12 protein-coding genes, 1 tRNA gene and 1 pseudogene are annotated in these 14,771 nt (G+C 37.8%); 13 read left to right on the forward strand and 1 reads right to left on the reverse strand.

What is annotated here, in order from left to right; all coding sequences use genetic code 11:
• The 13 genes and pseudogenes from CP368_RS01765 to CP368_RS01825 all read left to right on the forward strand — a co-directional run bounded on the left by CP368_RS01765 (position 1) and on the right by CP368_RS01825 (position 13,903).
• On the forward strand, positions 1–1,431 hold the full coding sequence (locus tag CP368_RS01765; protein ID WP_087363290.1) for an oligosaccharide flippase family protein: 1,431 nt from the start codon (positions 1–3) through the stop codon (positions 1,429–1,431).
• Positions 1,432–1,433: 2 nt separating this feature from the next.
• Entirely contained in the window at positions 1,434–2,132 is a 699-nt protein-coding gene (locus CP368_RS01770; RefSeq protein ID WP_025005405.1) for a glycosyltransferase family 32 protein, read from the forward strand.
• Complete coding sequence (locus CP368_RS01775) at positions 2,120–2,590, forward strand: SprT family protein (RefSeq protein ID WP_087235693.1); 471 nt, start codon at positions 2,120–2,122, stop codon at positions 2,588–2,590. The genes CP368_RS01770 and CP368_RS01775 overlap by 13 nt, the downstream gene beginning before the upstream one ends.
• A 65-nt stretch (positions 2,591–2,655) precedes the next feature.
• Positions 2,656–2,743, forward strand: a tRNA-Leu gene (locus CP368_RS01780).
• 84 nt (positions 2,744–2,827) lie between these two features.
• Positions 2,828–3,475: a glycoside hydrolase family 73 protein gene (locus CP368_RS01785; RefSeq protein ID WP_025005407.1), complete on the forward strand. Its 648-nt coding sequence runs from the start codon at positions 2,828–2,830 to the stop codon at positions 3,473–3,475.
• A gap of 86 nt (positions 3,476–3,561) precedes the next feature.
• The gene (gene pcrA, locus CP368_RS01790; protein WP_098043717.1) at positions 3,562–5,808 is read left to right on the forward strand and encodes a DNA helicase PcrA; all 2,247 of its coding nucleotides are present in this window, start codon (positions 3,562–3,564) and stop codon (positions 5,806–5,808) included.
• 40 nt (positions 5,809–5,848) lie between these two features.
• Complete coding sequence (ligA, locus tag CP368_RS01795) at positions 5,849–7,855, forward strand: NAD-dependent DNA ligase LigA (RefSeq protein WP_098043718.1); 2,007 nt, start codon at positions 5,849–5,851, stop codon at positions 7,853–7,855.
• 12 nt (positions 7,856–7,867) lie between these two features.
• Complete coding sequence (locus CP368_RS01800; protein ID WP_098043719.1) at positions 7,868–9,016, forward strand: CamS family sex pheromone protein; 1,149 nt, start codon at positions 7,868–7,870, stop codon at positions 9,014–9,016.
• Between the two features lie 11 nt (positions 9,017–9,027).
• Positions 9,028–9,336, forward strand: coding sequence for an Asp-tRNA(Asn)/Glu-tRNA(Gln) amidotransferase subunit GatC (gene gatC, locus CP368_RS01805; protein ID WP_025005411.1), 309 nt, complete (start codon positions 9,028–9,030; stop codon positions 9,334–9,336).
• Positions 9,336–10,775, forward strand: coding sequence for an Asp-tRNA(Asn)/Glu-tRNA(Gln) amidotransferase subunit GatA (gatA, locus tag CP368_RS01810; protein WP_098045696.1), 1,440 nt, complete (start codon positions 9,336–9,338; stop codon positions 10,773–10,775). The genes gatC and gatA overlap by 1 nt, the downstream gene beginning before the upstream one ends.
• A 4-nt stretch (positions 10,776–10,779) precedes the next feature.
• Positions 10,780–12,210 (forward strand): Asp-tRNA(Asn)/Glu-tRNA(Gln) amidotransferase subunit GatB, encoded by a 1,431-nt coding sequence (gatB, locus tag CP368_RS01815; protein ID WP_098045697.1) that lies wholly within the window; start codon positions 10,780–10,782, stop codon positions 12,208–12,210.
• A 25-nt stretch (positions 12,211–12,235) separates the two neighbouring features.
• The gene (locus CP368_RS01820; RefSeq protein WP_098036668.1) at positions 12,236–13,156 is read left to right on the forward strand and encodes a diacylglycerol kinase family lipid kinase; all 921 of its coding nucleotides are present in this window, start codon (positions 12,236–12,238) and stop codon (positions 13,154–13,156) included.
• A gap of 145 nt (positions 13,157–13,301) precedes the next feature.
• Positions 13,302–13,903, forward strand: a pseudogene (locus tag CP368_RS01825) (TMEM175 family protein).
• Positions 13,904–13,943: 40 nt separating this feature from the next.
• Here the strand turns inward: CP368_RS01825 and CP368_RS01830 are convergent.
• On the reverse strand, positions 13,944–14,648 hold the full coding sequence (locus CP368_RS01830) for a Bax inhibitor-1/YccA family protein (protein WP_025005413.1): 705 nt from the start codon (positions 14,646–14,648) through the stop codon (positions 13,944–13,946).
• Between the last annotated feature and the right edge of the window lie 123 nt (positions 14,649–14,771).

Here is a 14,771-nt window from a genome sequence, read left to right on the forward strand (position 1 = left end):
TTGCGTAAAACATTTTTAAATATCTTATATAATGCGGTTTATCAGATCTTTATCGTTTTAGTACCGCTGATTACAGTACCCTATCTTTCAAGGGTATTAGGGCCAAAAACTTATGGAATCTACAGTAGTGTTAATAACACAGTCCAATTTTTGATGATCTTTTGTATTTTGTCAGTTTCTTATGTGGGGATGCGGACGATTTCAAAAACACGGACGTATGGTACACCTGAAGATTTAACTAAAGCATTTTGGGGATTATGGTATTTCCAGGGGATTGCTGGGATTATTACTATTGCTTTTACTGTTTTTATTACTACAGTATTCCATATTCAATATTGGTTTTATCTATTATTAATGGTGCCATATTTGATTTCTGCACAAGTGGATATCTCATGGTTCTTCCAAGGGTTAGCCGACTTCGGCCGAGTTGTTTTGAAAAATACTTGTGTAAAACTAGTCAGCGTTGTATTGATCTTATTATGGGTAAAATCACCAGCAGACTTGTGGAAGTATTTGTTAATCATGTCGGTTTCGACTATGCTTGGGTCCTTTGTCTTTTGGTTTGACATTCACCGTTATGTAGGCAAGCCAGTCGCTCATTTTTATAAGTTCAAAAAGACGGCAATTGCGATTGGTACGCTAATGATTCCGCAGATTGCGACCCAAATTTATACATCGTTAGATAAACCAATTTTGGGGCTTTTTTCAAGTTCAACCCAGGTTTCTTTTTATGATAATTCGCAAAGAATCTCAAACATGATCTTAGGCGTAATCACTAGTATTTCGCTTGTTATCATGCCGAAGATGGCCAGTGAAGGAAAAGAAGCACAAAAGGTAGTGATGAAGAAGTCCCTAGAAGCCACGGTAATGTTGGGGACATTATTTGCAGTAATCATTATGGCTAATACTAAACAATTCGTGCCATTCTTTTTCGGAAATCAATATATTCCAATGACACCGTTGATGTTTTGGTTTACCTTAACCATTATCATGATTCCAACCGGTGGGGTTTTTGCTAATCAGTTTGCTCTGGCTAATAGTCGGGACCGTGATTATGCTTTTCCGGTCGTAATTGGAGCGATTTTAGAAATTGTTTTAAGTTACGTGCTAGACCGTCCATATGGTGCGATGGGAGCAATGATCGCCATTTTAATTACTGAATTTGTTGTGTTGATACTTAGACTGTGGGTAGTACGCGATGGCTATCAATTTACATATGTCTTTCATGATGTGCCTAAATATATTGCAATTGCTTTGATTACCTTAGCTGCAGGGATGCTGATGCCTAACTTTATTTCATCTGCATTTTTCAATATGGCAGTTAAATCAATTATCATGCTCGTAATTTATTTGGGCTTGATGTTCCTGTTTAAGTTGGACTTTAACGAAGATATTGTTAAACTGCTCAAGAATTTCTTTAAACGAGGTTAAAAATGATACCAAAAATAATTCATTATGTTTGGGTAGGTCATAATCCTAAGTCAAAAATAATTAAAGAATGTATTGCGACCTGGAAGAAAAATCTGCCTGCTTATCAATTCATTGAATGGAATGAAGATAATTTTGACATGCATGAAAATAAATATATTGAGCAGGCCTATCAGGCTAAAAAATGGGCCTTTGTTTCTGACTATATTCGTGCACGGGCAATTTATGAGCAGGGTGGTATTTATTTGGATACCGATGTGCGCGTAATTGATGATCTAACTCCTTTGTTAAAAGATCAGGCTTTTATTGGCTTTGAGAACAAAGATTATCTCTCAGCCGCAATTTTTGGTGCAGAGAAAAAGCATCCCTTCATGCAAGATATTTTAGATTATTATCAAGATCGCAGTTTTGAATTCGATTCTCATAATCAAATGGCAGGAGTCAACAGCATTTCGGTTACTGACATCTTGATAGATAAATATGGTCTAAAAATTGGTAATAAAGAACAAATGCTTAAAGAGGGCATTCATGTTTATCCAGACGGCGTATTGTGCAATCCTTCCAAAGATTCCAAGTCTATCCATCTTTTTACAGGGACTTGGATGAACGGCAAGCATTCTTTTAAGCATAAGATCGTAACGGATTTAAAACGTCATATCAATACTCCAAAACAGGCTGGGCGATATGCTAAATGGATTCGGTAGAATTACAAAATTTAATAGAGCAAATTTCTCTGCAATGTTTTAATAGACCATTTTTGCATCAGATAAAAATCAATCGCCGAATGACGACAACAGGTGGACGTTACCACCTTGATGATCATCATATTGAAATTAATGCGCATTTTTTAGCGCCACAATATCATGAATATTTGGTAGGCATTATTAAGCATGAATTGTGTCACTATCACTTGCATTTATTGCATCGTGGTTATCATCATCGCGATCGTGATTTTAAAATTTTGCTCCAAAAAGTAGGTGGCAGTCGCTATGCACCCGATATAGGCTTGCGTCGGCGTAAAAAATTTAATTATATTTATGTCTGTGAAAATTGCGGCTTGCATTATCCGCGTATGCGCCGAATTAATACTAGAAGGTATAGATGCGGTAAATGCAAGAGGCAGCTGCGTTTAGAGCAAAATTTTAAAGTTTCTAATAAATAAATTTAAATTATTTTCAATTTTCCCTTGCACATCTCTTAGATTTAGTCTATTATAGTTGATGTGCCGCGGGCGTGGCGGAATGGCAGACGCGCAAGACTAAGGATCTTGTGATCGCTTTAGATCGTGGAAGTTCGAGTCTTCTCGCCCGCACCAATTAAGAAGTCGCAGTGAGCGACTTCTTTTTTTTACACAAAAATAGGTTATACTTTACTTAATGAATTAAAGGAAATAAGTATTATGGCAAAAAAGCGTAAGTCAAGGATACCTAAAAGCGTAAAGACCGTTGTACGTGTGTTTATCATTTTGTTTATTTTGTTAGTGGCATATGTAGGTTTTCATTACTACAGAAGATATGCAATTCAATCTGAACAAATTAGACAAGCACAACTGCAGCGTGAACAAGAAGCCGCAAAATTATTACGGCAAAAGAAAGCATTTATTAAAAAGATTGGGCCGATTGCCCGTGAAGTAGATAAATCATACGATTTATTACCAAGTATTACTGTTGCCCAAGCTTGTCTTGAAAGTAATTACGGGCAAAGCGATTTATCACAAAAATATAATAATTTATTTGGAGTGAAGGGAACTAATCCTAATACTTCTGCGGTGATGACAACTAAGGAATATGTTAAGGGCAAGTGGATCACTGTTAAGGCACGCTTTCAAATTTATGATTCATATGAGGCATCGATTAGAGCCCATGCGCGTCTATTCCAAAATGGAACGACTTGGAATCATCAACAATATAAGCATGTCTTAGCTTCTAAAGACTATAAGACTCAGGCGAAGGCTTTGGTTACTGATGGCTACGCTACCGATCCTGATTATGCGGATAAATTGATTAATTTGATTGAACAATTTGATTTGGAAAAATATGATAAGTAAAAGTAAAGCAGCAAAATGAATGCTGCTTTTTTTGGTATAATATTCGAGTTGCATTAGTAAATTTATTTTTTGTGAAGGGGACAATAATGAGCGAAAAATCTATCTTAGCCGGTTTGAATCCGCAACAGAAAAAAGCGGTTGAAACTACAGAAGGACCACTGTTGGTCGTTGCTGGGGCAGGTTCTGGTAAAACTTCTGTTTTAACTAGACGAATAGCCTACTTAGTTGAAGAAAATCAAGTTGCACCATGGAATATTTTAGCCATTACCTTCACCAATAAGGCGGCTAATGAAATGCGTGAGCGTGAACAAAAATTGCTAGGGCCAGCCGCTCAAAATATTTGGATGTCGACTTTCCACGCCCTTTGTGTTCGAATTTTGCGTAGAGACGCTGATAAGATTGGCTATAGTCATAACTTTTCTATTGCGGATTCTGCAGAACAATTGACTTTGGTAAAACATATTGAAAAGGATTTGAACATTAATCCTAAGATGTACGATCCACGTGGAATTTTGTCTGCTATTTCTAATGGAAAGAACGACTTGCTTGATCCTAAGGCTTTTGCTGCAAGTGCTAGTTCACCTTTTGATAAAATGGCAGCTAAGGTATATGAAGAATATCAAAGAAGACTGCGCCGTGATCAAATTATGGACTTTGACGATTTGATTATGCAGACTTTGGTTTTATTTAAAAAAGATCCAGATACTCTTCATTATTATCAAAATAAGTTCCGTTACATTTTGGTAGATGAATATCAGGATACTAACCAAGCTCAGTATGAACTCTGTCATGCATTAGCTGCACAATATAAAAATATTTGTGTAGTTGGGGATGCTGATCAGTCAATCTATGGCTGGCGTGGTGCTAACATGGAAAACATCATGAATTTTGAGCAAGATTACAAAACTGATGGAGTTAGAACTGTTAAGCTAGAACAGAATTACCGTTCAACTGGTCATATCTTATCAGCCGCAAACTCAGTGATTAAAAATAATCAGAACCGTAAGGCAAAGAATTTATGGACTGATCAAGGCGAGGGTGCCAAGGTTACTTATTATCAAGCTCAAAGTGGTGATGATGAATCCCACTACATTATTTCGAAAATTAAGGAAGAAGTAGAAGCTAAAAAACGCACTTACAAAGATTTTGCCATTCTTTATCGAACTAACGCCCAATCACGTACAGTCGAAGAAGCTTTTGTTAAATCAAATATTCCTTATCAAATCGTGGGAGGTCACAAATTCTACGACCGTAAAGAAATTAAGGACATTATGGCTTACTTGAAGTTGGTCGCAAATCCTGCGGATACAATGAGCATGAATCGTATTATCAATGTGCCTAAGCGTGGTATTGGTGCAGCGACTGTGGATAAGTTGTTGGCATTTGCGGATGAAAATCACTATAATGCCTTGGATGCCATGGATCATGTGGCAGAAAGTCCAATTAATACCAGAGCTGCTAAAAAGTTAAGCGATTTTGGCACAAAATTGAGGGATGCAATAGCTTATGCACAAACGCATGGCGTAACTGGTTTAACTGAAAAGATCTTGTCTGACTTTGAATATACTGATGCTTTAAGAGCGGAAAATACTATTGAAGCTGAAACTAGATTAGAGAACTTGGATGAATTCTTATCAGTTACTAAGCGTTTTGATGATCATTATGAACCCGATGAAGATGAATCAAATCCGTTGAGTGACTTCTTGGCAGAAGTTTCATTATTGAGTGATCAGGATGATTTAGATGAAGATGATAATCAAGTTGCTTTAATGACTTTGCATGCTGCTAAAGGTCTAGAATTCCCAGTTGTTTTCTTGGTCGGCATGGAAGATGGGTTGTTCCCATTGCAGCGAGCAATGATGGATGATAATGAACTTGAAGAAGAGCGCCGTTTAGCTTATGTAGGAATTACTAGAGCTAAGAAGGAACTTTATTTGACTAATGCATATTCACGGATGATGTACGGTCGTATGCAAAATAATCCACCTTCAAGATTTTTGGATGAAATTGATCCTAAAGATTTGCAAAAAGAAGAAAGCAATCAACTTCAAAGTAGCTTTATTAAATCTAATTTTCAATCACAACCTGCACCATTTGCGCGTAAAGCTGAACGAGCTCGTGCCCAAGTTTATACTGCTAAAAAGGCTTCTGGTGCTGTAGGTGCCGAAAAGAAAGGCTGGAGTGTTGGCGATCAAGTTGAACATAAAGCTTGGGGCCGCGGTGTTGTAACCAAAGTCAATGGCACAGGGGAAGATATGGAATTAGATATTGCCTTCCCAGATAAAGGAATTAAGCGTCTTCTAGCAGCTTTTGCGCCTATTAAGAAGGTATAATAAAGATAAAAATAAAAGGATTTTTAATCAGGAGGTAAAAATGGCTAAGATTACTCTTGATGAAGCTAAAAAAGAAGCAGCTTCTCTTAGAACCCAGCTAGATGAATGGGCCGATGCGTATTACTCTAAAGATGCGCCTGAAGTTGAAGACAATGTTTATGATCAAAATTACAACCGTTTGCTTGAATTAGAAAAAGCTTTCCCTGAAATTGTTACGCCTGATTCAATCACTCAGCGTGTAGGTGGAGAAATCGATAGTGATTTTACAAAGGTTAACCATCCAATTCCTATGCTTTCAATGGGGGATGTTTTTTCTAAGGAAGAACTTAAGGAATTTGACCAACGAATGCAAAAGCTGGTTGGTCACCCCGTGGAATATAATGTCGAATTAAAGATCGATGGCTTATCTTTATCACTTGAATATCAAGATGGTAAATTGGTTCGTGCATCGACTCGAGGCAATGGTTATGTTGGTGAAGATGTAACGGCTAATGCACGTTATATTGCGGATATTCCTCAAGTTTTACCAGAACCTTTAACTACTGAGGTTCGCGGCGAATGTTATATGGGAAAAGAAGCTTTTGCCAAGTTAAACCAAGAGCGTGAAGAAGAAGGCTTGAGCGTTTTTGCAAATCCACGTAATGCGGCTGCTGGCTCACTTCGTCAGCTTGATCCTAAGGTTACTAAGAAACGTCAACTAAGTACTTTTATTTATACATGGGTTAATCCACCGCGCGAGATTACCAGTCAGCACCAAGCGATTGAACGCATGCATGAATTAGGTTTTCATACTAATGAAACAGGTCGCAAATTAGCTAACCTTGATGAAGTGTTTAATTTTATCGACGAATACACGGCTAAGCGTAATAGTCTAACATATGGTATTGATGGAATTGTTCTAAAAGTTGATGATTTAAGTCTTGAACAGCAATTAGGAAATACCGTGAAGGTGCCACGCTGGGAGATTGCTTATAAGTTCCCACCAGAAGAGCAAGAAACGATCGTGCGTGATATCGTTTGGACAGTTGGCCGAACCGGTGTTGTAACGCCAACGGCAGTCATGAATCCTGTCCAACTGGCAGGTACAACCGTTGCAAGAGCTTCACTGCACAATCCAGATTATTTGAATGAAAAAGGCGTTCGGATTGGTGATACCGTTAAGCTTCATAAAGCCGGCGATATTATCCCTGAGATTTCTGAAGTGGTTTTATCAAAGAGACCAGCAGATTCTGTGCCTTATGAAATTCCTACTACTTGTCCGTCCTGCGGGCAAAAATTAGTCCACTTAGAAGATGAAGTAGCCTTGCGTTGCATTAATCCATCTTGTCCAGCTCAAGTGGAAGAAGGCATTACTCACTTTGCTTCTCGTCCTGCCATGAATATTGCAGGTTTAGGTCCTAAAATTGTTAAGCAATTGATTGCTAAGGACTTAGTGCATAATGTAGCTGATCTTTATCATTTAACAAATGAAGATCTTGCCCAACTTGATCACTTTAAAGAAAAATCCATCAATAATTTGTTAACGGCAATTAATAATTCCAAAAATAATTCTGTTGAATTATTGATTACTGGTTTAGGAATTGACCATGTTGGAGCTAAGGCAGCTCGCTTAATTGCGCAAAAGTTTAAAAATCTAGCAAAGATTATGTCACTAGGGGTGCAAGATATTGCTTCAATCGATACAATAGGCATGACGATTGCAGAATCAATGACAACATATTTTGCTCAACCTGAAGCACAAAAATTAATTGAAGAATTAAGAGAAAGCGGACTTAATATGGACTACTTAGGTGCAGATGAACCAGAAGCAGCACCAGATAATCCATTTAAAGATAAAACCGTTGTTTTAACAGGTAAATTAGAGCATTATACAAGAAGTGAATTTACCAAGAAATTGCAGGCTTTAGGTGCTAAGGTCACAGGATCTGTATCGCGTAAAACTGATTACGTAATTTATGGAAAAGATGCTGGATCTAAGTATAATAAAGCTGAGCAACTGGGAGTACCACTTCTGACTGAAGAAGAGGCAATCGCACAAATTGAATAAAGGACAATTATTGTGAAAAAATATTTGCAGATTATAGCTTTAGCTGGGGCAATGCTCACTCTGAGTGGTTGTGGTAAATTAAAAGATTCAAGTTTAGCAAATAATGCCACTACTACTTCAACAGCTAAAAAGAAAAGTTATCAAACAACCAATACAGGTAAAAATGGCTACACCGTTTTAATGAAAAATGGTCGCTATGTAATTAGTCCAATTGCTGGTTTAACCGCAACTGATAATGATAATTCAGTTGATACGCGTGAATTAGAGCGTGGCCTAATCCAGATTTCTAAAAATCAATTTTCACCTAACCAATATGTGTTCCAAGAAGGACAATACTTAGATACTTCAACAGTAACAGATTGGCTGATTAGAAAGTCTAAGAGCAATCCAAAGGGCTTGAATCCAGCTGATAATGGTAAAAATGGTCCTGATACTCGTAATCCAATTTATTTGGAAGAAATTGTAGAGCAAGACTATTTAACTGGTTCAGGTTCAAAGTATCAACTTGGTGGAATGAGCTTAGGTTTAGCAATGAATTCTGTCGACTATTACCAAAAAAAGCGTGATGGTGCAGAATTTAAGACTGAAATTTCAAGAGCTGAACAAAAGGCTCAAGGTGAAAAAATTGCTAATGAAATTGTAGCTCGTTTGCGTAAGAAGAAGGCTTTGAAGAATATTCCAATTACCATTGGATTGTTCTCAAAGACAGAAAAAGATTCATTAGTTGGCGGAACTTACTTTGCTTACGGGACAGCGACCGCTAATAGTAGTAAAATAACTAAATGGAAATCCGTGTCGGAAAAAATGCAAGTTTTACCGACAACTGGTAATGAAAAAGCAATTAATAGTGATGATGCATCTCACTTTAATGATTTTAAGGCAGCTATTCAAAATTACTTCCCTAATATTAGTGGAGTAACAGCAACTTTGCGTTATGATAATGGCAAGCTTGCTCAAGAAAATATTTCAATTACCACACAATTTTATGGTTATGAGCAAATTCAGAGTTTTACTCGTTTAGTTTTGTCATCGGCAAAGAAATATCTGTCTAATAATGTTCCAATTGAAATTAAAATTGGATCGGTTGATGATGTGCAAGCATTAATTGCTAAGGAAACCGGCGACAGTGATTATCAAGTCCATGTATATGGCGGCGAATAGGAGGTATTTGCGTGGAAATCACAAAAGATACCATTAAACACGTTGCGACTCTTTCGCGACTTGCGTTTAATGAAGAGGAATTAGATAAATTTACAGATCAAATGGGATCAATTATCAACATGGCAGATCAACTTAGTGAAGTTGATACTGAAGGCGTTGAAGAAACTGTGCAAGTTGTTGATCGTGATACTGTATTTAGAGAAGATAAACCTGAACACTGGCAAGGACAAAACAGAGAAACATTAATGGCTAATGTTCCTGAAAAGGCTAACGGCTACATTAAGGTTCCTGTAATTATTAATAAGGATGAGGACGAGTAATGAATTACTTAAACGAAAATATTGATTCATTAAATAAAAAGCTTGCCAGCGGTGACTTGTCAGCAGATAAGTTGGCTCAAGATACTGTGGCAAACATTAAAGACACAGATAAGAAGTTAAATGCTTGGATTACTGTAGTAGATGATGCAAAGCCTGCAGAAAACCTTGATTTTTCAAAGAGTAAATTAGCAGGTATTCCAATTGCCATTAAGGACAACATTATTACTAATGGTATTAAGACTACTGCAGCAAGTCATATGTTGTACAATTACATGCCAATGTATGATGCAACAGTTGTTTCTAAGCTTAAGAAGGCTGGAGCAACCTTTGTTGGTAAGACCAACATGGATGAATTTGCTATGGGTTCTTCAACTGAACACTCATACTATGGTGCAACCCATAACCCATGGAACTTAGATAAGGTTCCTGGTGGTTCATCCGGTGGTTCTGCAGCAGCAGTTGCTGGTGGTCAAGTTGTAGCAGCTCTTGGTTCAGATACTGGTGGTTCAATTCGTCAACCAGCTGCATTCAATGGTATTTTTGGTATTAAGCCAACTTATGGCCGTGTATCTCGTTGGGGTCTTATCGCATTTGGTTCTTCACTTGATCAAATTGGTGTAATGACTAAGCGCGTTAAGGATTCAGCAGAAGTACTTAATGTAATTGCAGGTGGCGATGAACACGATTCAACTGTTTCAACTCGTGAAGTTCCTGACTTTACTAAGTTTATTGGTCAAGACGTTAAGGGCCTTCGCGTAGCTGTTCCTAAGGAATACATGGAAGCAGTTGACGGTAAGATGCGTGAAGTTATCCAAAAGCAGATCGATGCTTTAAAGGATGCTGGCGCAATTATCAATGAAGTATCATTACCACATACTAAGTACGTTGTTCCTGACTACTACATCATTGCTTCAAGTGAAGCTTCATCAAACTTGCAAAGATACGATGGTATTCGTTACGGTTATCGTGCAGAAGACACTAAGAACTTGCTTGACGTTTACGTTAAGTCACGTTCTGAAGGTTTTGGTGCAGAAGTTAAGCGTCGTATCATGCTTGGTTCATTCGCACTTTCAGCTGGTTCATACGACAGATTCTTCAGACAAGCTGCTAAGGTTAGAACTTTGATTTGCGACGACTTTGACAAGATCTTTGCTGAAAACGACGTAATCGTTGGACCAACTACTACTGAACCTGCATTTGGTATTGGTGAAGAAGTTTCTGACCCAATCAAGATGTACAACAACGATATTTTGACTATTTCTGCAAACTTAGCAGGTATTCCTGCAGCTAGTGTTCCAGCTGGTTTAGTTGATGGTATGCCTGTCGGCTTACAAGTTATGGCTAAGCGTTTTGATGAAGGTAATGTCTTCAAGACTGCTGACTTTATTGAACGCACAAATAAGTTTTATGAAAAAACACCAACTGGAATGGAGGATTAATTGAATGAATTTTAAATCGACTATCGGACTTGAAGTCCACTTCGAATTAAAGACAAAGAGTAAGATTTTCTCTCCTTCACCAGTAACTTACGGTGCTGAACAAAACACGGAGACGAATGTTATTGACTGGGCTATGCCTGGTACCTTGCCAATGGTTAACAAGAACGTATACCGTTTAGGTATTATGGTTGCCATTGCAACTCATGCTCACATTTTGCCAACTACTCACTTTGACCGTAAGAACTACTTCTATCCTGATAACCCAAAGGCTTATCAGATTACTCAATTCTTCCAACCACTTGCTCGTGATGGTTACATTGAAGTAGAAGTTCGTGGTAAGAAGAAGAGAATCGGTATTCATGAAATGCACATCGAAGAAGATGCCGGTAAGAACACTCACGGAACTAACGGCTTCTCATACGTTGACTTAAACCGTCAAGGTGTTCCACTTCTTGAAGTTGTTTCTGAACCTGATATGGAAGACCCAGAAGAAGCTTACGCTTACCTTGAAAAGTTACGTAAGATTGTTCAATTTACTGGTGCTTCTGACGTTAAGATGGAAGAAGGTTCAATGCGTGTTGATACCAACATTTCTATTCGTCCAGCTGGACAAAAGGAACTTGGTACCAAGATCGAAATGAAGAACTTGAACTCATTTGATCACGTTCGTCGTTCACTTGCATACGAAGAAAAGCGTCAAGAACAAGTTCTTCTTGCTGGTGGTCACATCCAACTTTCAACCCGTCGTTTCGATGAAGCAACTGGTAAGACTGTTTTGGAACGTGTTAAGGAAGGCGCATCAGATTACCGTTACTTCCCAGAACCAGATATTGCTCCTGATCACATTAGCCAAGAATGGATCGATCAAATTGCTAAGGAACTTCCAAAGAGCCCATTTGATCGTTACGATGACTATGTTAACAAGTTTGGTTTGAAGCCATACGATGCAAATGTTTTGCTTCAAACTAAGGAAAGCTCAGACTTCTTCGATGCTGCAGTCGAAGCTGGTGCCGATCCAACACTTGCTGCTAACTGGATGAACACTCAAGTAAATGGTTACTTGAACGATCACCGTGTAAGCTTGAATGACATTAAGCTTACTCCAGAACACTTAGCAGAAATGATCAAGTTGATCAAAGATGGTACTATTTCATCTAAGATCGCTAAGAAGGTCTTTGCTGAAACTATTGCTAACGGTACTGATCCTAAGAAGTACGTTGAAGACAACGGTATGGTTCAATTGTCGGATACTTCAGTCTTAGCTCCAATGGTTAAGAAGGTTGTTGACGATAACCCACAATCAGTTGAAGACTTTAAGAATGGTAAGGACCGTGCAATCGGCTTCTTAGTTGGTCAAATCATGAAGCAAACTCGTGGTAAGGCTAACCCTAAGATGGTTAACAAGTTGCTTAACCAAGAATTGCAAAGTCGCTAATTTTTAGAACGTTAAGGTAGTAATTATGACTAGTAAAGCAAGATTAATTTATAATCCTGTATCCGGTCACGAGCAGATGCCCAAAAACGTGGCCGATATTTTAGATGTGTTAGAGCAAGCTGGCTATGAAGCTAGTGCGTTTAGAACTACACCTGAACAAAATAGTGCTCGCAATGAAGCTACGCGTGCTGCAAAAGAAGGTTTTGACCTGATTGTAGCTGCTGGTGGAGACGGTACGATCAATGAGGTAGTTAACGGAATTGCATTTTTAGAGCATAGACCTAAGATGGCAATTATTCCTGCTGGTACTACTAATGATTATGCACGTGCATTAGCCATTCCACGTGATAATATTCCAGATGCAGCGAAAGTTATTCTGAAAAATAAAACACGGAAAATGGATATCGGTAAAGCAGTTTTTGGCAATCAAACTCAATATTTTGTAAATATTGCTGCCAGCGGTTCTTTAACAGAATTAACGTATGGTGTGCCATCTGAAGTTAAATCAGCTTTAGGGTATGCTGCATACTTAATCAAGGGTGCAGAAATGTTGCCTCGCTTGACAGAGAATGAAATGCGCTTGACTTACGATGATGGCGTATATGAAGGCAAGCTCTCCATGTTCTTACTTGGAATGACCAATTCAATTGGTGGCTTTGAACAAGTTATGCCAGATGCACAACTTAGTGATGGCTTATTCCAATTAATTGTGGTTAAGCCCTCTGACCCTGTCAGCATGATGAAGCTGATGGCTTTAGCCTTGAATGGTAAACACGTTGATGATCCTAATATTATTTATACCAAGACGCGTAGCTTAAAGGCCGAGCTGATCGGTAAGAGTGCAGGACAAGATTTGCCAGTTAACCTTGATGGTGAAATTGGTGGTTATTGCCCAGTAGAATTTGATAATTTACAACAACGCATTGAATTTTACGTTGGTAAATAAAAGTTAAAATTATAAAAATAAATGGAGCTTAGCTAATTGCGCTAAGCTCCATTTTTAGGTGAAAAATGTTTAAACTGCATAAAGTGTTCGATAGTCGACATTATCGAAGGTTCAGAAGGAAGAATTAAAAGAAGCAAGGGAGAAAGTGCGTCAGGCGCAGCAAAAAGAGCCTGAAAGATTGCGAGAACATGTTGAAACTTTTAATGATGCAGTAATTGCAATCATTATTACGATTATTGTTTTGCAAATACAGCCCGCTTTTAAAACAAGCCAATATTTAGAATTTTTAGGAAATATCGTGATTTTCATTATAGCTTTCTTTATTATTGCGGATTTTTGGTATGATTTGCATTTAGCTTTTTCTTATTTCATCTTTAAACCTGATAAAATTACCGCTATTTGTGATTTTTGTTTGTTGGCTACTTATCACTTTTACCTGTGATGACTAAGTGGATCATGATGCGAGATTCCGCCTTTGCGGTGACAAATTTTGGAATTGTGTATTTCATTGCTCAAATTTTAAAAGTGTTTGTGCAATATTTCGGTGCCAAGCCATTGATGCGAAGCCCGCAGGTAATGAACATTATGATGGTAAAAACTTCGGTACATAGAATTATTCTGGTTCTTGTTTTGACAATATTTTTGATTCTATTATCATTGATTTTACCTAGAGTGGCTATGTTTCTATATATTCTTATTCCGTTTATTTCATTCTTAATGCCCATTAATAGTAGAGGGTTTAGATAAAAAAAGAGATGCAGATTTTCTGCATCTCTTTTTATTGATATTAGTCGCGATCTCCGCCCATGCCAAAAATTTGAAGCAAGAACAAGAAGATGTTCACGAAATCTAAGTAAAGTTGCAATGCACCAAGTACAGCTAAACCATTGGTTGAAACTTGACTGCCATAGTTGTTGTAAATTGCCTTCATCTTTTGTGCATCATAAGCAGTTAACCCAGTGAAGATCACTACACCAATGATTGAAAAGACGAAACTTGCAACGGAATTGCGCAAGAAAATGTTAACGACCATCGCAACTATTAAACCGATTAAGGCAGCTCCTAAGTAAGAACCCATGTTGTTTAAGTTCTTCTTAGTGAATGTACCAAAGATAGCCATTGCACCGAATACAGCTGCAGATGATACAAATGCTGTACCGATTTGAGCTTGGGTGTAGAAGCCAGCTAGAAGTGCAAATTCAAAGCCATAGATTACGGCTAAGATCATTAACATTACAAAGCCAGCAACAGGATTTCTAGTAGCTTTAAAATTGATGCCCAATGATAAACCAATTGGAACAAAAAGAATAATCCACATCATTGCAGGTGGCATTTGCATCACTGCTGATCTAAAGACAGTCATGGTCAAAAATGCGGCAATAGCTGAAACTAAAACAGATAGTCCCATGTAGCCATACATTTTTGAAAGAAAACCGTTAACTTCTGCAACGTCATGAATTTCACGACGTCCAGGATTTGAAAAGTTATCCATATTGTATGTCACTCTTTCTTTTATTTAGTTGTCTTATATATTTTAACGTATTTAGAAAAAAAGTGTAGTATTGCCGTTTATAGAGCTAGTTTTTAAGGTTTTCTTATGATTGTTATAGCTAGA

It is taken from the genome of Lactobacillus sp. UMNPBX17, assembly GCF_002553735.1.
In the GTDB taxonomy this organism is placed as follows: domain Bacteria; phylum Bacillota; class Bacilli; order Lactobacillales; family Lactobacillaceae; genus Lactobacillus; species Lactobacillus gallinarum.

Coding starts and splice junctions, on each gene's coding strand:
- CP368_RS01770 (WP_025005405.1), top strand. CDS start 1,434: ATGATACCAAAAATAATTCATTATGTTTGGGTAGGTCATAATCCTAAG.
- CP368_RS01775 (WP_087235693.1), top strand. CDS start 2,120: ATGGATTCGGTAGAATTACAAAATTTAATAGAGCAAATTTCTCTGCAA.
- CP368_RS01785 (WP_025005407.1), top strand. CDS start 2,828: ATGGCAAAAAAGCGTAAGTCAAGGATACCTAAAAGCGTAAAGACCGTT.
- pcrA (WP_098043717.1), top strand. CDS start 3,562: ATGAGCGAAAAATCTATCTTAGCCGGTTTGAATCCGCAACAGAAAAAA.
- ligA (WP_098043718.1), top strand. CDS start 5,849: ATGGCTAAGATTACTCTTGATGAAGCTAAAAAAGAAGCAGCTTCTCTT.
- gatA (WP_098045696.1), top strand. CDS start 9,336: ATGAATTACTTAAACGAAAATATTGATTCATTAAATAAAAAGCTTGCC.
- gatB (WP_098045697.1), top strand. CDS start 10,780: ATGAATTTTAAATCGACTATCGGACTTGAAGTCCACTTCGAATTAAAG.
- CP368_RS01820 (WP_098036668.1), top strand. CDS start 12,236: ATGACTAGTAAAGCAAGATTAATTTATAATCCTGTATCCGGTCACGAG.
- CP368_RS01830 (WP_025005413.1), bottom strand. CDS start 14,648: ATGGATAACTTTTCAAATCCTGGACGTCGTGAAATTCATGACGTTGCA.